General features: G+C 44.9%; 18 protein-coding genes. All 18 read left to right on the forward strand.

Annotation, left to right across the window (positions count from 1 at the left end):
* The first annotated feature begins 154 nt into the window (after window positions 1-154).
* Complete coding sequence (locus tag KH172YL63_RS08000; protein WP_173105609.1) at window positions 155-1,690, forward strand: ABC transporter ATP-binding protein; 1,536 nt, start codon at window positions 155-157, stop codon at window positions 1,688-1,690.
* Window positions 1,683-2,732, forward strand: coding sequence for an ABC transporter permease (locus KH172YL63_RS08005; protein WP_173105610.1), 1,050 nt, complete (start codon window positions 1,683-1,685; stop codon window positions 2,730-2,732). Before KH172YL63_RS08000 ends, KH172YL63_RS08005 begins: the two co-directional genes overlap by 8 nt.
* On the forward strand, window positions 2,733-3,692 hold the full coding sequence (locus tag KH172YL63_RS08010; RefSeq protein ID WP_173105611.1) for an ABC transporter permease: 960 nt from the start codon (window positions 2,733-2,735) through the stop codon (window positions 3,690-3,692). It begins immediately after the preceding gene.
* Window positions 3,693-4,108: 416 nt separating this feature from the next.
* The gene (gene yfmF, locus KH172YL63_RS08015; RefSeq protein WP_173105612.1) at window positions 4,109-5,383 is read left to right on the forward strand and encodes an EF-P 5-aminopentanol modification-associated protein YfmF; all 1,275 of its coding nucleotides are present in this window, start codon (window positions 4,109-4,111) and stop codon (window positions 5,381-5,383) included.
* Window positions 5,384-5,385: 2 nt separating this feature from the next.
* Complete coding sequence (yfmH, locus tag KH172YL63_RS08020) at window positions 5,386-6,675, forward strand: EF-P 5-aminopentanol modification-associated protein YfmH (RefSeq protein WP_173105613.1); 1,290 nt, start codon at window positions 5,386-5,388, stop codon at window positions 6,673-6,675.
* 51 nt (window positions 6,676-6,726) lie between these two features.
* On the forward strand, window positions 6,727-7,443 hold the full coding sequence (gene ymfI / locus KH172YL63_RS08025) for an elongation factor P 5-aminopentanone reductase (RefSeq protein ID WP_173105614.1): 717 nt from the start codon (window positions 6,727-6,729) through the stop codon (window positions 7,441-7,443).
* Window positions 7,444-7,525: 82 nt separating this feature from the next.
* Complete coding sequence (locus KH172YL63_RS08030; RefSeq protein ID WP_173105615.1) at window positions 7,526-7,783, forward strand: DUF3243 domain-containing protein; 258 nt, start codon at window positions 7,526-7,528, stop codon at window positions 7,781-7,783.
* 191 nt (window positions 7,784-7,974) lie between these two features.
* Complete coding sequence (locus tag KH172YL63_RS08035) at window positions 7,975-8,766, forward strand: DUF3388 domain-containing protein (RefSeq protein ID WP_173105616.1); 792 nt, start codon at window positions 7,975-7,977, stop codon at window positions 8,764-8,766.
* 19 nt (window positions 8,767-8,785) lie between these two features.
* Window positions 8,786-9,682: a helix-turn-helix domain-containing protein gene (locus tag KH172YL63_RS08040; protein ID WP_173105617.1), complete on the forward strand. Its 897-nt coding sequence runs from the start codon at window positions 8,786-8,788 to the stop codon at window positions 9,680-9,682.
* Window positions 9,683-9,765: 83 nt separating this feature from the next.
* A complete protein-coding gene (gene pgsA / locus KH172YL63_RS08045) occupies window positions 9,766-10,344 on the forward strand; it encodes a CDP-diacylglycerol--glycerol-3-phosphate 3-phosphatidyltransferase (RefSeq protein ID WP_173105618.1) in 579 nt (192 codons plus the stop codon).
* A 64-nt stretch (window positions 10,345-10,408) separates the two neighbouring features.
* The gene (locus tag KH172YL63_RS08050; protein ID WP_173105619.1) at window positions 10,409-11,644 is read left to right on the forward strand and encodes a competence/damage-inducible protein A; all 1,236 of its coding nucleotides are present in this window, start codon (window positions 10,409-10,411) and stop codon (window positions 11,642-11,644) included.
* A gap of 349 nt (window positions 11,645-11,993) precedes the next feature.
* Window positions 11,994-13,031 carry a recombinase RecA gene (gene recA / locus KH172YL63_RS08055; RefSeq protein WP_173105620.1) on the forward strand — a complete coding sequence of 346 codons (1,038 nt, stop codon included), beginning with the start codon at window positions 11,994-11,996 and terminating at the stop codon, window positions 13,029-13,031.
* A 409-nt stretch (window positions 13,032-13,440) separates the two neighbouring features.
* Window positions 13,441-15,000, forward strand: a complete 1,560-nt coding sequence (gene rny, locus KH172YL63_RS08060; RefSeq protein ID WP_173105621.1) for a ribonuclease Y — start codon at window positions 13,441-13,443, stop codon at window positions 14,998-15,000.
* A 135-nt stretch (window positions 15,001-15,135) separates the two neighbouring features.
* Window positions 15,136-15,939: a TIGR00282 family metallophosphoesterase gene (locus tag KH172YL63_RS08065; protein ID WP_173105622.1), complete on the forward strand. Its 804-nt coding sequence runs from the start codon at window positions 15,136-15,138 to the stop codon at window positions 15,937-15,939.
* Between the two features lie 135 nt (window positions 15,940-16,074).
* Window positions 16,075-16,335, forward strand: coding sequence for a stage V sporulation protein SpoVS (spoVS, locus tag KH172YL63_RS08070; protein ID WP_034760060.1), 261 nt, complete (start codon window positions 16,075-16,077; stop codon window positions 16,333-16,335).
* 99 nt (window positions 16,336-16,434) lie between these two features.
* The gene (locus KH172YL63_RS08075; RefSeq protein WP_173105623.1) at window positions 16,435-17,358 is read left to right on the forward strand and encodes a dipeptidase; all 924 of its coding nucleotides are present in this window, start codon (window positions 16,435-16,437) and stop codon (window positions 17,356-17,358) included.
* A gap of 217 nt (window positions 17,359-17,575) precedes the next feature.
* Window positions 17,576-19,318 (forward strand): 2-oxoacid:acceptor oxidoreductase subunit alpha, encoded by a 1,743-nt coding sequence (locus tag KH172YL63_RS08080; protein ID WP_173105624.1) that lies wholly within the window; start codon window positions 17,576-17,578, stop codon window positions 19,316-19,318.
* 3 nt (window positions 19,319-19,321) lie between these two features.
* On the forward strand, window positions 19,322-20,188 hold the full coding sequence (locus KH172YL63_RS08085) for a 2-oxoacid:ferredoxin oxidoreductase subunit beta (RefSeq protein ID WP_173105625.1): 867 nt from the start codon (window positions 19,322-19,324) through the stop codon (window positions 20,186-20,188).
* The last annotated feature ends 10 nt before the right edge of the window (window positions 20,189-20,198 follow it).

The raw sequence follows: 20,198 nt of genomic DNA on the forward strand, positions 1-20,198 counted from the left end.
TATCCCGGAGCACTAAAAACTTTAATTGAAGCATAGAAACTTTTTCTATCTTTCATTTAGCGTTTTATAAGGGGACCTTTTTTTTCTGGTGATTCAAGGTCTGACCTCTAACTACTAGAAAGATACCCCTAGCCTATGCAAGGAGTGAATAGCAATGGATTATGTAATCGAGATGCTGAATATTCGCAAAGAATTTCCAGGCATCGTAGCAAATGATAATATTACCCTCCAGCTCAAAAAAGGTGAGATTCATGCGCTTCTTGGTGAAAATGGAGCGGGTAAGTCCACGTTGATGAACGTCTTATTCGGTCTATATCAGCCCGAACAGGGTGAGATCCGTGTGAAGGGCAAGAAAGTCAATATCACGAATCCGAATATCGCGAACGATTTAGGAATCGGCATGGTCCATCAGCACTTTATGCTTGTAGATACGTTTACGGTAACCGAGAATATCATTCTTGGAAGAGAGCCGAAATCCGGCGGTACCGTTGATATTAAAAAAGCGGAACGGGACATACAGGAGATTTCCGAACGATACGGATTAAAGGTTAATCCAGCAGCTAAAATTTCTGAAATCTCAGTAGGGATGCAGCAGCGTGTCGAAATATTGAAGACCCTATACCGGGGGGCAGACATCCTGATTTTCGACGAGCCTACAGCTGTGTTGACGCCTCAAGAAATTAAAGAGCTCATTCAAATCATGAAAACGCTCATTAAAGAAGGGAAATCAATCATCCTCATCACGCACAAACTGAAGGAAATCATGGAAGTGTGTGATAATGTAACCGTTATCAGAAAGGGTAAGGGCATCGGGACTGTTAAAGTATCAGAGACGGATCCGAACCATCTTGCAAGCCTGATGGTCGGTCGGGAAGTAACGTTCAAGACAGAGAAAAAAGAAGCCAATCCTGCTGATAAAGTACTGGAAATCCGTGACCTGTTTGTCAAAGATCATCGGAATGTTCCTGTCGTCAAGGGGTTGAACCTTGAAGTAAAAGCCGGGGAAATCCTTGGAATCGCAGGGGTGGATGGAAACGGTCAAAGCGAATTGATTGAAGCCATCACCGGTTTGTATAAGGCTGACAGCGGTTCGATTAAATTGAATGGAAAAGAAATCCTCAATATGAAACCGCGGAAAATTTATGAATCCGGTGTAGGGCATATTCCTCAGGACCGTCATAAGCATGGTCTTGTACTGGACTTCCCAATCGGTGAGAATATGGTTCTTCAAACCTATTATCAAAAGCCCTATTCGAATAAAGGGGTGCTCAGCTACAAAAATATTTACAAGCAGGCAAAAAAACTCATTACAGAGTTCGATGTCAGGACTCCGTCCGAATATACCCTTGCAAGGGCACTTTCAGGTGGTAATCAGCAAAAGGCAATCATCGGCCGGGAAGTAGACCGTGATCCAGATTTATTGATCGCTGCCCAGCCAACACGTGGGCTCGATGTCGGTGCCATCGAATTTATCCATAAACGTCTGATTGAACAGCGGGATAATGGAAAGGCTGTATTGCTCCTGTCATTTGAGTTGGATGAAATCATGAATGTCAGTGACCGTATTGCAGTCATCTATGAAGGACAGATCGTTGCAATCGTCAATCCGAAAGAAACAACCGAACAAGAGCTTGGATTGTTGATGGCTGGATCGAAAAGGAAGGAAGCGGGTGAAAACGCACATGTCTAATCGCTTAACAAATATATTAATCCCTGTCATTTCTGTCCTTCTGGGCATTATCGTCGGAACAATTATCATGCTTGTGAGCGGATATGATCCGGTTGCAGGATATTCAGCCCTATGGAATGGTATTTTCGGAGATATTTATTATGTAGGGGAGACGATCCGTCAAGTCACACCTTATATTTTAGCAGGACTTGCTGTCGCATTTGCATTTCGGACAGGATTATTCAATATCGGGGTAGAAGGGCAATTGATTGTCGGCTGGCTTGCTGCTGTATGGGTCGGGGTTGCATTCGATGACCTGCCGAAAATGATTCATTTGCCTCTTGCCGTATTGGCGGCAGCATTCGCAGGGGCCCTGTGGGGGTTCATCCCTGGATTGCTGAAAGCAAAATACCGTGTTCATGAAGTAATCGTTACGATCATGATGAACTATATTGCACTCCATGTTACTAATGCCATCATCCGTGACGTACTGACAGAACGGAAAGATCGTACCGACTATATTGCCGAGACGGCTTCTTTGAAATCACCGTTCTTCGAAAGTCTAACAGATTACTCAAGACTTCATTGGGGGATTTTCGTTGCACTTGCCTGTGTGTTCATCATGTGGTTTTTACTTGAAAAAACAACCCGTGGATACGAGCTGCGTTCAGTAGGTTATAACCAGCACGCTTCTCAATATGCCGGGATGAACGTAAACGGAAATATCATTCTTTCCATGGTCATTTCCGGGGCGTTTGCCGGTCTTGCAGGTGCAATGGAGGGACTTGGGACGTTTGGGTATGCTTCCATTAAAGGTGGATTCACCGGTGTCGGGTTCGACGGGATCGCCGTGGCCCTTCTGGGAGGGAACGTGGCAATCGGAGTTGTGTTCGCTGCACTGTTATTTGGGGGACTCAAAGTAGGTGCCCTGAACATGCCGCTTGAAGCAGGCATTCCAAATGAACTGGTAGACATCATCATTGCACTTATTATTTTCTTCGTGGCATCCGGCTACATGATTCGTTATCTCATTGGCCGATTCAGTAAAAAGGGGGTGAAATAAGTGGGCTTTCTTGATATCTTAACGATTCTCATCCCATCTACACTGCTTTGGGCTTCACCACTTATTTTCACTGCTTTAGGCGGGGCGTTCTCTGAACGTTCAGGCGTAGTCAACATCGGATTAGAAGGCTTGATGGTCATCGGGGCTTTTTCAAGCATCGTCTTTAATATCGCGTTTGCAGATACGTTCGGGGCTGCAACCCCTTGGGTGGCGTTGCTCATCGCCATGGTGATGGGGGCGCTGCTCGCTGTCCTTCATGCTGTCGCATCGATTACATTCAGGGCAGACCAGGTCGTCTCCGGTGTTGCAATCAACCTACTGGCGATCGGCTTAACGCTCTTCCTGGTAAAACGGATCTATGGCAAAGGACAGACGGATATCATTTCCGAAGGATTCGGTAAAGTTGATGTTCCTTTACTTCATAAGATTCCGGTCATCGGTGATATTTTCTTCAGCAATACGTATTGGCCGCCTTTCGTAGCGATTCTCGTTTCCTTTATCGTCTGGTTCGTGATGTTCAAGACGCCATTCGGACTGAGACTCCGTTCCGTTGGTGAACATCCGATGGCAGCAGATACAATGGGGATCAATGTAACAAAGATGCGCTACATCGGCGTCATCATTTCCGGTGCTTTTGCAGGTGTCGGCGGCGGGGTTTACGCCCAGTCCATTTCATCTGACTTCAGTCATGCGACCATCAGTGGTCAAGGGTTCATGGCACTTGCCGCGTTGATTTTCGGTAAGTGGCATCCGCTTGGTGCAATGGGGGCAGCCTTATTCTTCGGATTCGCCCAAAGTTTAAGTATCATTGGATCAAGCATACCTTTGTTTGAAAACATCCCAAGCGTATACTTGCTGATTGCACCATATGTATTGACGATCCTTGCTCTGACAGGGTTCATTGGTCGCGCAGATGCACCTAAAGCACTCGGGACACCATACATTAAAGGAAATCGTTAATTCTTTAACAGCCAAAAGGATACCTGATCATTCGGGTATCCTTTTTCTTATGCTTCTTCCAATGGTTATATAATCTAGAAGCCTTGCACGGAAATATCAAAAAGGATCACATTTTATGGGAGGTAGGTGTTTTGAAGAGAAGGGGAAAGGATAAAAGTAAAGAGAAAGGAAGGTCAATTTTCCAACATGAAAAGTGTATATTAAACAGCTCACATCGGTAAAATGCATGCCTAATCATAAACCATCTCCGCCAGACATATAATGGTTTACTCCATGGGTAATTTTCCAACAGAGGAAGATGCTTGAAATCGCTATCTTACTACATGTATAGTTAAACATAAATACCGCACAATAAAGGTGTTTATATCTTTTTTCTTTAAAAATGATGGAAGTGTGGAACGAAGGAGGACGGTACGATGACAGCCATTAATGAAATCGTAAAAAAGAAACAGGGGTACACGCTACATATCGTTCAGACAGATAAGTATAAAACCAACAGCCTGGTTCTGAAAATGAAAGCTCCCTTGGACAAGGATACAGTGACACTGCGTGGATTGCTTCCTCATGTGATGCAGAGCAGTACAAAGACCTATCCGAGTACGACTGCACTACGTTCATACCTTGATGAACTATACGGGGCAAACTTTTTCGTGGATTTAGGAAAAAAGGGCGAATACCATGTGGTCAGCATGAGTGTGGAAATCGCCAATGAGAAGTTCCTTAAGGACTCTGATCCGCTGCTTCAAAAAGGGATTGAGTTCCTGGCAGATGTCCTGCAAAATCCTGATGTTGACAGTGAAGGGTTTGACTCGAACATTATTGAAAAAGAAAAACGAAACCAAAAGGTGAGAATTCAGGCGGTCTATGATGATAAAATGCGCTATGCGAATTCAAGGCTCGTGGAGGAAATGTGTAAAGGTGAACGGTTTGCCCTCCATGTGAACGGTGTCAATGAAGAAGTCGATGGCATCACGGCAGTAAGTCTATATGAATATTACCAAAAGGTCATGAATGAAGACCAATTCGATCTATATGTGATTGGGGATGTGGATGTTAAAGAGGTAGAAGCCCTGTGCGACCGGCTTTTCAAATTGGAGGATCGACACCCTCAAGAAGTTGAATCTTCAGAAGTAACGAGAAAAGAGAATGAGCATGTCGTAAAAGAAAAGCAGGATGTGAAGCAGGGGAAACTCAATATCGGCTACCGTACTAATACCCACTACGGCGACGAAGATTATTTTGCCCTTCAGGTGTTCAACGGGATTTTCGGTGGATTCTCTCATTCGAAATTATTCATAAATGTGAGGGAAAAGGCAAGCCTTGCTTACTATGCTGCCAGCAGGCTGGAGAGTCATAAAGGGTTGATGATGGTCATGTCCGGAATCGAGTTCAACAAATATGATCAGGCTGTGGGGATCATCAATGAACAATTGAAGGCGATGAAAGAAGGCGACTTCACTGATGGCGAGATTGAACAGACGAAAGCGGTCATCCGCAATCAGCTGCTTGAAACCATCGATACGCCACGGGGAGTGGTGGAGATTCTCTATCATAATGCAGTCGCACATCAAGACATCGACTTGAAGCATTGGCTGGATGAGATTGAAAAGACGACGAAAGAAGATATCGTAAAAGCCGCAAATAAAGTGGAAATCGATACGATTTACTTTTTAACAGGAATGGAGGGATAACGATGAAAAAGATTTCCTTCGATCAATTACAGGAAAATTTATATTATGAGAAAATGTCAAACGGACTGGACGTATATATCCTTCCGAAAAAAGGCTTTAATAAAACGTATGCGACATTTACAACGAAATACGGCAGTATTGACAATCACTTCGTCCCATTGGATGAAGAAGAATTTGTCAAAGTGCCTGACGGGATCGCCCATTTCCTTGAGCATAAGTTGTTTGAGAAAGAAGACGGGGATGTCTTCCAGCAGTTCAGCCGTCAGGGTGCATCTGCCAATGCCTTCACATCATTCACTCGGACTGCTTATCTGTTCTCGAGTACAACGAATGTAGAAAGGAACCTGGAAACGCTCATCGATTTCGTTCAGGATCCGTACTTCACCGAAAAGACGGTGGAAAAAGAAAAAGGGATCATCGGTCAGGAAATCACCATGTACGATGACAATCCTGACTGGCGCCTGTACTTCGGTGTCATTCAGAATATGTATAAAAACCATCCGGTCAAGATTGATATCGCCGGAACGATTGAATCCATCACGCCGATCACGAAAGACATGCTGTATCAGTGCTACAACACCTTCTATCATCCAAGCAATATGCTGCTGTTTGTCGTTGGGGCGGTGGACCCTGAACAAATCATGAATCAAATCCGCACAAATCAAGAAAAGAAAGATTATGAAAAAATGCCTGAAATCAAACGGAAATTTGAAGATGAGCCGGATGAAGTGGCAGAAAAGAAGCAAGTGCTTCAAATGAATGTCCAAAGCCCTAAATGCCTGGTCGGGCTTAAAGCACCGGAACCCCAGCAGCAAGGGAAGGAAATGCTCAAACAGGAGCTGTCCATGAACGTATTTCTCGACATGGTGTTTGGTAAAAGTTCTACTTATTATTCTGAACTTTACAATGATGGCCTGATTGATGAAACTTTCCATTATGACTACACTCAGGAAAATGGGTTCGGTTTCCTTACGGCAGGGGGAGATACTGACAGACCTGACGAACTGGCAGACAGGATTCAGTCACTGCTCCTAAAGGCCAAGGAGGATTCCTTGTTTACTGAGGAAGCATTGGAAAGAACGAAGAAGAAAAAGATAGGGGCTTTCCTTCGTGCCATAAACTCCCCTGAATATATCGCAAATCAATTCACACGCTATGCGTTTAATGAAATGGATTTGTTTGAAGTTGTACCTACACTGGAAGGACTGAAATATGATGATATTCAATCGTTGGTGAATACCATCATCAGTGAAGAACGTTTTACGGTCTGTCAGGTAGTGCCTAAATCATAATGGGGTGGGAACTGCCTGCTGGCGGTTCCCTTTTATATTGGAGTGAAACAGATGAAGTATGCATTAATAACAGGCGCCTCCGGTGGAATCGGGCGCAGCACTGCCTTGAAATTGGCAGAAGAGGGATGGAACTTATACCTGCATTATCACAATAATGAAGTGGCAATAAAAGATCTTGTACATACGATCAAGGGTTTTGGAGTGGAAGTGAGGGTCGTAAGGGCAAATCTCTCTCTTCCAAGTGAAGTGAGCATCCTTGTGGACAGTATTTTTCAGCTTGATGCCATCATTTATTGCAGCGGGAACTCGAGCTGGGGACTATTTCAGGACCAGACGGAAGATGACATGGATCACATGATCAACCTTCACATCAAAAGTCCTATGCTGCTTATCCAGAAATTGTTGGCAAAGCTTATGGAGCGGAATGGATCGGTCGTCATGGTCAGCTCGATCTGGGGTCAGGTCGGGGCTGCATGCGAGGTTGTATATTCGACGGTGAAAGGTGCTCAGTTGGCTTTTGTGAAATCACTCAGCAAAGAAGTGGCGTTGAGTGGCGTGAGGGTGAATGCAGTGGCGCCCGGAGCGGTGGAGACCCCGATGATGAGCGAATTTTCAGATGATGAACTTAGTGGAATCCGGGAAGAAATCCCGATGGGGAGGCTTGCAACGGGGGATGAAATAGCTGATTCCATTCAGTTTCTCCTTTCCCCGAAAGCTTCATATATCACAGGGCAGACGCTTGGTGTCAATGGCGGATGGCACACCTAAAAAAATATCAAATCACTTTGCGCATAAATTTCCCTGATGGATACAAACTAAGGTTGTATTTCATTAAAGGAGGTCATGACAGATGTCTGTTCTAGATAACTGGTCTGATTGGAAAAACTTTTTGGGTGACCGTCTTCACCAAGCCCAGCATGGCGGGATGGAAAATGAGACGGTGAATGACTTGGCTTATCAAATCGGTGATTACCTGGCCAATCAGGTCGAAGCCAAGAATGATCAGGAAAAAACGCTTGCGGATTTATGGTCTGTCGCTTCAAAAGAAGAGCAGCATGCGATTGCCAATATGATGGTGAAACTTGTAAACAATAATGGCACTCGTTAAGGAGAGGGATTTCCCTCTTCTTTTTTTATACAAATATAATTTGTATGAATGGTGCCTGCGGATGAATGAGAAATTGTACATATTATGTAGGTTTTGCTTTTCTATTACTTGAAAATCATTTATTATAATACCTAGATGTTTAAATGTATTTATTTCAATTCGGAATGTCACATTTTTCAGGGAGGTTACCAATGGTGCGGAAAGAATGGTATCTTGAATATGAAATTCAAAAAAATCGTCCAGGCCTCTTAGGTGATATTTCTTCTTTATTGGGTATGTTGTCAATCAATATTGTGACGATAAATGGTGTGGATGAAGGAAGAAGGGGAATGCTCCTTCTCGCTAATAACGATGAACAGATCATGAGATTGGAGTCGATCCTGCAAACGATGGATACAATCAATGTGACAAAGCTGAGGGAACCGAAATTAAGGGACCGGCTTGCAGTGCGTCACGGACGATATATCCAGCGGGACGCCGACGACAAAAAGACTTTCCGGTTTGTACGTGACGAACTTGGCCTTCTCGTCGATTTCATGGCTGAGTTATTTAAACAAGAGGGGCACAAGCTTGTCGGCATCAGGGGAATGCCCCGGGTCGGGAAGACAGAATCCATTGTGGCATCAAGTGTTTGTGCCAATAAAAAGTGGTTGTTCGTTTCCTCTACCTTGTTAAAACAAACGATAAGAAGCAAGCTGATTGAAGATGAATACTCTTCTGAGAATTTATTCATCATCGATGGGATCGTTTCAACCCGCCGTGCGAGCGAAAAGCACTGGCAGCTTGTAAGGGAAATCATGCGGTTGCCTGCAGTGAAAGTAATCGAACATCCTGATGTTTTTGTTCAAAACTCTGAATATTCACTTGAAGATTTTGATTATATCATTGAACTGAGAAACGATCCTGATGAAGAAATTACATACGAATTGGTAGAACAAAATAATCTATTTCAAAATTCCGATTTTGGCGGTTTTGATTTTTAATATTGGAAGGTGTTAAGTGGTGACGGAATTAGGAAATCGTTTAAAGGAAGCTCGTGAAGCAAAAGGCTACAGCCTAGATGACTTACAAAGGATAACAAAGATTCAAAAGCGTTATTTGATCGGAATTGAAGAAGGGAATTATGATGCAATGCCGGGGAAGTTCTATGTACGTGCATTCATCAAACAATACGCTGAAGCAGTCGGACTCCCTCCGGAGATGATCTTTGAAGAACACAAAGGGGAAATCCCGACTACCCATGAAGATGAGATTCCTGTTTCCCTGTCCAGGGTGCAGTCCCGCAAGTCTGTTTCAGAAAGTTCGACAAAGGTTTTTGACTTTTTACCAAAGCTCATTATTGCCCTGTTTGTCATCGGCGCCCTGATTGCCGTGTGGGTGTTCTGGCAGGGAAAAGTAGGGGATAAGGCACCTGAATCCGATCAGTCCGCGAATCAGGAACAGGTAGATGTGGATGAAAATAAAAGTGCTGAAAAAGAACAGCCTGAAGACTCTGACAAAGAGGAAGAGACAGACAGCTCTACTTCAGATGAAGACTCCACAAGCGGAGAGAAGGAACAAAAGCCTGAACAAACGTTAGAAGCAACTGAAGTGTCAGGCAAGAAAACGACCTACTCCCTTAAAAATGCAGAAGGATTCAAACTTGAACTCAAAGCAAAAGGTGACACGTGGATCGGGGTATATAACACGGCCGATGAATTGCTATTCGAAGGGCTTCTGAAAGAGGGAAATATGAAAGACTTTGATTTTTCTTCTGAAAAGCTTGCTTACCTCGTCATTGGTAACGCATCAAATACCGATATCCTTGTGAACGAAGAAGTGCTTGAGTATAAAGTTCCTGCAGGAGAAGTGGTAAGACAGGACATCATCATCAACTATGATCCTGATGCAGCGCAATAATGATGTGTGAAGGAGTTTCTCATGACTCCTTTTTCTTACATAATATAGAAATAAAAAGGTGTTTAAGCATTGGAGGTAGAAAGGTGAACTTACCTAATAAGATTACAGTATCAAGGATATTTTTAATCCCTTTATTTTTAATCATCATGCTCGCCCCGTTGAATTGGGGAGATATGATGTTTCTCGGGGCTGAAATGCCAGTCAAGCATTTTGTCGGTGCACTGATTTTCATTATTGCGGCTACAACCGATTGGGTGGACGGCTATTATGCCCGCAAGCTCGATCTTGTGACGAACCTCGGAAAGTTTCTGGATCCGTTAGCGGATAAATTGCTCGTTTCGGCTGCTTTGATCGTGCTGGTGGAGCTTGGCCTCGCGCCATCCTGGATCGTGATTATCATCATCAGCCGGGAATTTGCTGTTACCGGTCTTCGTCTTGTCTTGGCCGGCGAAGGTGAAGTCGTTGCGGCTGGCCAACTCGGTAAAATTAAAACATGGGCGCAGATCATTGCGATTTCAGCACTGCTCCTGCATAATGCAATATTTGAATTGATCAATCTTCCATTTGCGACGATCGCTCTATGGGTTGCTATGTTCTTTACAATCTGGTCCGGCTGGGATTATTTCAAGCATAACAAGAAAGCATTTATCAATTCGAAGTAGGCGTGACAGGTGGGGTGATTCAGATGAATCATCCCATTCTTTATATCAGCAAGGGGGAATGAAAATGAATGCAGAAATCATTGCGGTAGGTTCAGAGTTGCTTTTAGGACAAATCGTCAATTCAAATGCCCAGTACATATCAGAAGAGCTGGCAGGGATCGGGGTGAATGTGTATTATCATACGAGTGTCGGTGACAACCCGAAAAGATTGCTCGAAGCCGTCAAAGTAGCACAGGGGAGAGCTGATTTACTGATCTTTACCGGGGGGCTCGGGCCAACCAAGGATGACCTGACAAAAGAAACGATAGCGGATGCGCTTGGCACTTCGCTGACAATGGACGGGGAAGCGCTGGATTCAATCCGGAACTATTTCAGGAAAGTGAACCGGACTATGACACCAAATAATGAAAAGCAGGCTCTCATATTGCAAGGCTCGGATGTACTTAAAAATGATCACGGTATGGCGCCCGGCATGTTGTTAATAAAAGATGGGAAAGCATATATGCTCTTACCCGGCCCTCCTTCTGAAATGAGACCAATGTTCAGTGCTTACGGCAAGCAGGCCATTTACGCCTTGTTAAAAAAGAAAGAGATCATTCACTCAAGGGTACTGCGCTTCTTTGGGATTGGTGAAGCCCAGCTGGAAACAGAACTTGAGGAACTGATCGATCAACAATCAAATCCGACGATCGCCCCCCTTGCCGCTGACGGTGAAGTGACCCTCCGGTTAACCGCCAAACATGAATCAGAAGACGTGGCCGGAAAGCTTCTTGATGATGTGGAAGAAGAGATCATGAAAGTAGCCGGTGAATATTTCTACGGGTACAACGAAGATTCCCTCGTCGGGGTCGGATTCAACTTGATGAAGGAGAAGAAGCTTACTCTATCATGTGCAGAGAGTCTTACAGGCGGGCTTTTCCAATCTCAATTGGCCTCCCTTAAAGGAGCATCTTCCGTCCTGAACGGCGGGGTCGTGTGTTACCAGGACGAAGTGAAAACAAAAGTGTTATCCGTGAGGGAAAGTACGCTGAAAACACACTCAGCTGTGAGTGAGCAGTGCGCAAAGGAACTTGCGGAAAATGTAAGGGTGCTTCTGGCATCTGATATAGGGATCAGCTTTACCGGTGTGGCAGGGCCGGGGGAACATGAAGGTCATCCGTCCGGGACGGTGTGGATCGGCTTGGCGCAGGATGGCCAACCGACAAAGGCATTCAAGCTGAATCTCGCCGGAGGCCGAAACGGGAACCGGCTGCGGGCAACCAAATTCGGCTGGCATTATCTGATCAAGTCATTGAGTTGAGGAAAAAGAGGTTTTTCATCCTATTTTCGGGTGATTAAGCATGTCCGGGCAAGCATTCATGTTATTTGATGGATGTTGTCCGGATATTTTTTGAATTGTTAAGCATATCAAGATCCTTCCTATTGTCCATAAAGAGCGCCTTCAGGGAGATTCACTGAGGTGATTCAAGGTGATGCTCACTCCAGTTTCTTGAGTTTTATATCATTTCAGGGCGAAATGAAAAAACCGAATGAATGTTCGACTTTTTTCTTGTTTTCTATCATAAAAAGGTTTATAGTATAGATAGGTTGGATTTGAGACAAGCTGATAAGTTGTCAATTCATGTTCTATAATCAAAGGAGGAAGATTTGTGAGCGATCGTAAAGCAGCCTTGGATATGGCGTTAAAACAAATAGAAAAACAATTTGGTAAAGGCTCTATCATGAAGCTTGGGGAACAAACCGATAGAAAAGTGGTAACATGCCCTAGTGGATCCCTTGCACTTGATGCAGCACTTGGAGTGGGCGGATACCCACGTGGACGAATCGTTGAGGTGTATGGTCCCGAATCATCCGGTAAAACGACAGTGGCGCTTCACGCAATTGCAGAAGTTCAGGCACAGGGTGGACAAGCGGCATTCATCGATGCAGAGCACGCTCTTGATCCGGAATATGCACAGAAGCTGGGCGTAAATATAGATGAACTATTATTATCTCAACCTGATACAGGGGAGCAGGCGCTGGAAATCGCTGAAGCGCTGGTTCGCAGTGGAGCGGTTGATGCAATCGTCATCGACTCAGTGGCAGCCCTTGTACCAAAAGCTGAGATTGAAGGGGAAATGGGAGATGCCCACGTTGGTCTTCAGGCCCGTTTAATGTCACAGGCCCTTCGTAAGCTTTCAGGTGCCATCAATAAATCGAAAACCATCGCGATTTTCATTAACCAAATTCGTGAAAAGGTCGGCGTCATGTTTGGTAACCCGGAAACGACTCCTGGTGGACGTGCGCTTAAATTCTACTCTTCTGTCCGTCTTGAAGTCAGAAGAGCCGAAACCCTTAAACAGGGTAACGAAATGGTAGGTAACAAAACGAAAATCAAAGTAGTGAAAAACAAAGTTGCGCCACCGTTCCGCGTGGCTGAGGTTGATATCATGTACGGTGAGGGAATCTCCAAAGAAGGTGAGATTGTCGATCTTGGATCTGAACTGGATATCGTTCAGAAAAGTGGTGCGTGGTACTCATATAACGAAGAGCGTCTCGGTCAGGGACGTGAAAACGCCAAAGTTTTCCTTAAGGAAAACCCTGAGATCCGGACTGAAATCATGCTGAAAATCCGTGAGCATTACGGGCTGGATACAGGCCGTGCCGAAACGGATGAAGATGGTGCGCTTAGCCTGTTAGAAGATTAAGCTTATAAAGAGAAGCAGCCGTTTTTGGTTTGCTTCTCTTTACTATGTATGCAGGAAGATTTTATGGTAGAAAATAGTAACAGGCTTATCTACTTATGAGACGGTGTGAGTCAAGGGATGATCTGAATGAAAGAATTCTCAGAGAGGTTTCGGTGTCATTGGCATTGCGGAGGCCAAATGCGCAGTGTCATTTTATGTCGAATGGAAAAATCCCTTGAGAAATCTAGTGATAGAAGGGTCTACCCCTTGACAATAAATTTTCAGAGATTTAAAATTAACATGTATATTTTACAAATTTTTCGAATGAATATTTGAAAGCCTAGCGCTGTATATTTTGTTCAAATGAGCAATGTACAAGCCGACATGTAAAAAAACATGATGACAGTTCATAGCAAGAGGAGGTGAAATAATGGAACCTGTAACAATCATCTCCATTTTGCTTGGCCTAATCGTCGGTGTAGTTGTTGGATACCTAATTCGTAAGTCCATTGCTGAAGCAAAGATTGCTGGTGCCAAAGGTTCAGCGGAGCAGATTTTAGAAGATGCTAAGCGCGAGGCAGATGCTCTGAAGAAAGAAGCACTTTTAGAAGCAAAGGACGAAAATCATAAACTTCGCACAGAAATGGAAAATGACCTTCGTGAACGAAGAAATGAATTGCAAAAACAAGAAAATCGTTTGATGCAAAAAGAGGAAAACCTCGATCGGAAAGATGAAACGCTTGATAAGCGGGAAGCCTTACTTGAGAGAAAAGAGGGGACTCTTAACGAGAGACAACAACATATTGAAGAGATGGAAAGCAAAGTGGACGAAATGGTACGATCACAGCAAACTGAGCTAGAGCGTATCTCGAGCCTGACTCGTGATGAAGCGAAAGGAATCATCCTTGACCGCGTGGAAAATGAACTTTCCCACGATATCGCCATTATGGTGAGGGAACATGAAACACGGGCGAAGGAAGATGCTGATAAGAAGGCGAAAGAGGTCCTGTCACTGGCTATCCAGCGTTGCGCCGCAGAACATGTGGCAGAAACAACGGTTAGCGTTGTGAACTTACCGAATGATGAGATGAAAGGTCGCATTATTGGACGGGAAGGACGTAACATTCGTACGCTTGAAACTCTTACCGGAATCGATTTGATCATTGATGACACGCCTGAAGCAGTCATTCTATCTGGTTTTGATCCGATCCGTAGAGAAACGGCTCGCATTGCGTTGGAGAAATTGGTTCAGGATGGACGTATCCACCCTGCACGAATTGAAGAAATGGTGGACAAATCCCGCCGTGAAGTGGATGAATACATCCGTGAAATCGGGGAGCAGACTACATTTGAAGTAGGTGTCCATGGACTTCACCCGGATTTAATCAAGATACTGGGACGTTTGAAATATCGTACAAGTTACGGTCAAAACGTCCTAAAGCATTCCATGGAAGTGGCATATCTGTCAGGATTACTGGCAGCAGAGCTTGGCGAGGACGAAAGACTTGCAAAGCGTGCCGGACTTCTGCATGACATCGGTAAAGCGATTGATCATGAAGTGGAAGGCAGTCACGTAGAGATCGGTGTAGAACTTGCAACGAAATACAAGGAACACCCGGTAGTCATTAATTCCATCGCTTCCCACCACGGAGATACTGAACCAACGTCGATCATTGCAGTACTGGTGGCAGCAGCAGATGCATTGTCCGCTGCAAGACCAGGAGCAAGAAGCGAGACGCTTGAGAACTATATCCGTCGTCTGGAGAAGCTGGAAGAAATCTCAGAGTCGTATGAAGGTGTAGAGAAATCATTTGCGATCCAAGCCGGTCGTGAAGTGCGCATCATGGTACGACCAGAAGCCATTGACGATTTGGAATCCCACCGTTTGGCAAGGGATATCCGTAAACGGATCGAAGATGAGCTCGATTATCCAGGCCATATTAAAGTAACGGTCATCCGTGAAACAAGGGCTGTTGAATACGCAAAATAAGAGGTTGACTCAAAAAGGGATATCCCTTTTTGAGTCAGCTTTTTTTATCGGACGGCGTATAGCCACAGTTGATGCATAGATGAGGAGTCAATTGTGTTACAATAACAAAAAGTACATAAAGAGAAGGGACATTTCATGAAAATTTTATTTGTAGGAGACGTTGTCGGTTCGATGGGCCGGGAAATGGTCTCAGAATACTTACCTAAGCTGAAAAAGAAGCATTCACCTGATTTTACGATCGTCAATGGAGAAAATGCCGCATCCGGCAGGGGAATCACCGAGAAAATTTACAAACAGTTTATTCAAGACGGAGCCAACATGGTGACGCTTGGAAATCATGCTTGGGACAATCGGGATATTTTTCAATTCATCGATTCATCGAAGCAGTTGGTTAGGCCTGCCAACTTCCCTGAAGGAACACCGGGGAGTGGTTTGGTGTTTGCTGAAGTGTACGGGAAAGAAGTTGCCGTCATCAACGCCCAGGGAAGAACATTCATGCCTCCACTTGATGATCCGTTCAAAGTGCTCGATGAGCTTGTAGATGAAGCGAAGAAAAGGACTCCAATCATATTTGTTGATTTCCATGCAGAAGCAACTAGTGAAAAGCAGGCAGTCGGCTGGTTTTTAGACGGACGTGTCTCTGCCGTGATCGGCACCCATACACATGTCCAAACAGCAGACAACCGCGTCCTGCCAAACGGCACAGCATTCATGTGTGACGTAGGGATGACAGGTCCTTATGATGAAGTGCTCGGCATGAGCAAGGATTCTGTATTAAAGAGATTCCAGACCAGCTTACCGGTCCGGTTTGAAGTGCCTAAAACCGGCAGGAAGATTCTGAGCGCATGCCTGATCGATATCGATCAAAAAAACGGGAAAGCCAAGAAAATCGAACGTTTGTTAATAAACGAGGATCATCCTTTCATGGCAGAATATTAAATGTTTCCTTCCTTTTTCACCCATCAGCGGAATGATTTGTCCTGTTCCTGAATATAGTAGCAGTGGAATCATTTATACCAGGTTTGTTCTTACCACGGACATGCGGTATGGGGGAAATGACAAGGAGGAAAAGGAATGGAAATATTAAAAGTTTCAGCAAAATCTAATCCTAATTCTGTAGCTGGTGCACTCGCCGGTGTTCTTCGTGAGAGAGGGGGAGCCGAGATTCAGGCAATCGGGGCAGGGGCTTTGAATCAAGCCGTGAAAGCTGTTGCGATTGCAAGGGGGTTCGTTGCTCCCAGTGGCTTGGATTTAATATGTATCCCGGCATTTACAGATATCCTGATCGATGGGGAAGAGCGTACGGCAATCAAGTTAATTGTTGAACCAAGATAATAAATCACGGGCTGTTCATTAAAGAGGATTCTTTAGTGGACAGCCCTTATACTATTCATAGGCATACATAAAAGGTAAGAATCGAAAGGATGCAGGCAGATGATCTTTGATGCACACTGTGACGTATTGATGAAATTGTACTTGGAAAAGGGAATGGGGACTTTTCAATCAAAGCATAACATGCATATCACCTATCCTCAGCTTGTTCATGCAAAAAGCAGGGTCCAGTTGTTCGCAATCTATATCCCGTCTGATTTGAAACCGGGTCAACGTTTCCAGGCTGCCTTGGAAATGGTGAACCTGTTCCATAATCAAATTTTAACACCCAATCCAATGCTTAAATGGGTGAAAAGTAAACAAGACATTGACCTTCTGGGAGACGGGGAAATCGGTGTAATGCTCTCACTTGAGGGAGCTGAAGCGATAGAGGAAGATATGACGAAGCTTGAGATTCTTTACAGGTTAGGCGTTCGTTCAGTCGGTTTGACGTGGAACTGGGCAAATGCGGTCGCAGACGGTGCCCTTGAACCGAGGGGTGGAGGACTGACCAGATTAGGTTATGAAGTGATCTCTTTCCTTAATGAAAAGAAACTGTGGACAGATGTATCCCATTTATGCGAAAAAGCATTCTGGGATACGGTCGAGGTAGCGGCATACCCGATTGCATCCCACTCGAATGCGTATTCCATTTGTCCGAACCCCCGGAATTTGAAAAATGATCAAATTCAAGCCCTGATCGAAAAAGACAGCGTCATGGGCATCACTTTTGTCCCACCCTTTCTTTCGAAAAAGGATGTGGCAGGGATAACGGATGTCATCAGGCATGTAGAGCACGTGTGCAGTTTGGGAGGGGAGGATCATATTGGGTTCGGATCCGACTTTGACGGGATAACGGAGACCGTTCAGGGCTTAGCGACGTTCGATCAATATGATAATTTGGTCCAGGCACTGCAGCGGTACTACAGTGAAAGACAAGTGAAGAAATTCCTCTATGAAAATTTTGTCCGAAGAATGCCTCAATAAAGATTTCAGAAGTCAATATAGGGAGACCTTCAGTGTTTGAATGAGCCCCTAATCTCTTTATTACAGTAGTGATTTAAATGGAAAAGTGATAAACTGATAGAGTGCACATAAAGAAGCATCGTGTAGCAATCAATAAATCTAATGATTGTATGAATGAATGGAAGAGATCGATCTTCTATAATAGATGTTACAAATAAAGTTTGAAGGGGTGTAATGAATGAAGGAACAACTTTCATGGAAGGTTGGCGGCCAGCAGGGTGAAGGGATTGAGAGTACGGGTGAAATCTTCTCGATGGCACTCAATCGCCTCGGCTATTTCTTATATGGATATCGCCACTTCTCCTCCCGTATCAAAGGGGGACATACAAATAATAAGATTCGGGTCAGCACGACACAAGTACGTGCCATTGCCGATGACTTAGATATCCTGGTTGCCTTTGATCAGGAAACGATTGATGTAAATTATAAAGAATTACATAGTGATGGTGTCATCATTGCAGATGCAAAATTCAAGCCTGAGAAGCCTGAAGATACTGATGCATCCCTGTTCATCGTTCCTTTTACAGAGATGGCGACGGCACTTGGCACGTCCCTGATGAAGAACATGGTGGCTGTAGGGGCAACCTGTGCAGTCTTGAACCTAAATCCGGGAGTATTCAAGGAAGTCGTTGAAGAAATCTTCGGACGTAAAGGCGAAGCTGTTGTAGAGAAGAACATGGAAGCCATCAAAAAGGGCTTCGAAGCGATGAAAGAAGCGCTCGGGGATAAAGTCGGGTCGTTACAGCTGAAAGAAGCCGACGGAAAGAAACGGATGTTCATGATCGGAAACGATGCGATTGCACTCGGTGCATTGGCAGGGGGCGTGCGGCTGATGGCTGCCTACCCGATCACCCCGGCCTCTGAAATTATGGAATACCTGATTAAGAAACTTCCGATGGTGGGCGGAACAGTGATCCAGACAGAAGATGAAATTGCAGCGGCAACGATGGCGATCGGTGCAAACTACGGAGGGATCCGTTCATTCACGGCTTCAGCAGGACCCGGTCTTTCCCTCATGATGGAAGCAATCGGTTTATCCGGGATGACTGAACAGCCTCTTGTAGTGGTAGACACGCAGCGGGGAGGCCCTTCTACAGGATTGCCGACCAAACAGGAGCAGTCCGACTTGATGGCGATGATTTACGGTACCCACGGTGAAATCCCTAAAATCGTTCTCGCTCCGAGCACGGTTCAGGAGGCGTTTTATGATACGGTTGAAGCTTTCAACCTGGCAGAAGAATATCAATGTCCTGTCATCATCCTTTCCGACCTTCAGCTTTCATTAGGAAAGCAAACCGTTGAGCCCCTGGATTACAGCAAAGTCGAAATCCGCAGAGGGAAGCTCGTCCGACAGGAGTCCGATTTGGACGAATTGGAACCGAAAAAGTATTACAAACGCTATGAAGTAACGGAAGACGGGGTATCACCACGTGTCATTCCAGGTATGAAAAATGGGATCCACCATGTAACGGGGGTCGAGCACGACGAAACAGGAAAGCCTTCTGAATCGCCTGTAAACCGACAGGCTCAGATGGATAAACGGATGAGAAAGCTTGAGAACATCGCATTCAAACAACCGATTCATATCAACGCGCCCCACGAAGAAGCAGACCTGCTGTTAGTGGGCTTCAACTCGACACGAGGTGTCATTGAAGAAGCGATGGGCAGGCTGGAAGCAGATGGTGTGAAAGTGAATCATGCACATATCCGTTTGATTCATCCTTTCCCTGCAGATGAATTGGAACCATTGATGCAATCAGCCAAAAAGGTGGTCGTGATCGAAAACAACGCCACCGGTCAACTGGCAAGCATTATCAAAATGAATGTCGGCTATGGTAATAAGCTCACGAAGATGACCAAGTATGACGGCACACCATTCTTGCCAAATGAAATTCACACTAGATGTAAGGAGTTGAACTGATCCATGGCTACCTTTAAAGATTTCAGGAACAATGTGAAGCCAAACTGGTGTCCTGGGTGCGGTGACTTCTCCGTACAGGCAGCGATCCAGCGGGCTTCGGCAAATGTTGGGCTCGATCCTGAGCAATTGGCAGTCGTATCAGGTATCGGATGTTCCGGGCGAATTTCCGGATATATCAATTCATACGGCTTCCATGGAATCCATGGACGATCCCTTCCAATCGCACAAGGTTTAAAGATGGCAAATAAAGATTTAACCGTGATCGCATCAGGCGGTGATGGAGATGGATTTGCCATCGGCCTTGGACATACGATCCATGCAATCCGGCGGAATGTCGATGTGACATACATTGTCATGGATAATCAAATATACGGATTGACGAAAGGGCAAACATCGCCACGTTCGGCGTCAGGATTTAAAACAAAGTCTACGCCGGAGGGCAGCATCGAACCTGCACTTGCACCGATGGAAATGGCACTCACCGCAGGCGCGACCTTCGTTGCACAAAGTTTCTCTTCCGACCTGAAAGAACTGACGGCATTGATCGAAGCGGGGTTGAACCATAAAGGCTTCTCCCTGATCAACGTATTCAGTCCTTGTGTGACATACAACAAAACCAATACGTATGATTGGTTCAAAGAGAATTTGACGAAGCTTGCAGATGTTGAGGGCTATGATCCTTCTAATCGGGAGCAGGCCATGAACACCTTGATGGAGAAAGACGGACTTGTCACAGGTCTGATTTATCAAAATCAACAGCAGCCGTCCTATCAGGAGCTTGTGGCAGGCTATTCAGAAGAACCTCTGAGCAGTCATGACCTAAAGCTTTCTGAAGATACATTTGAAGATTTAGTTAAAGAATTCATGTAAAGATAAACCG

Source organism: Bacillus sp. KH172YL63 (genome assembly GCF_011398925.1).
GTDB lineage: Bacteria > Bacillota > Bacilli > Bacillales > Bacillaceae_B > Rossellomorea.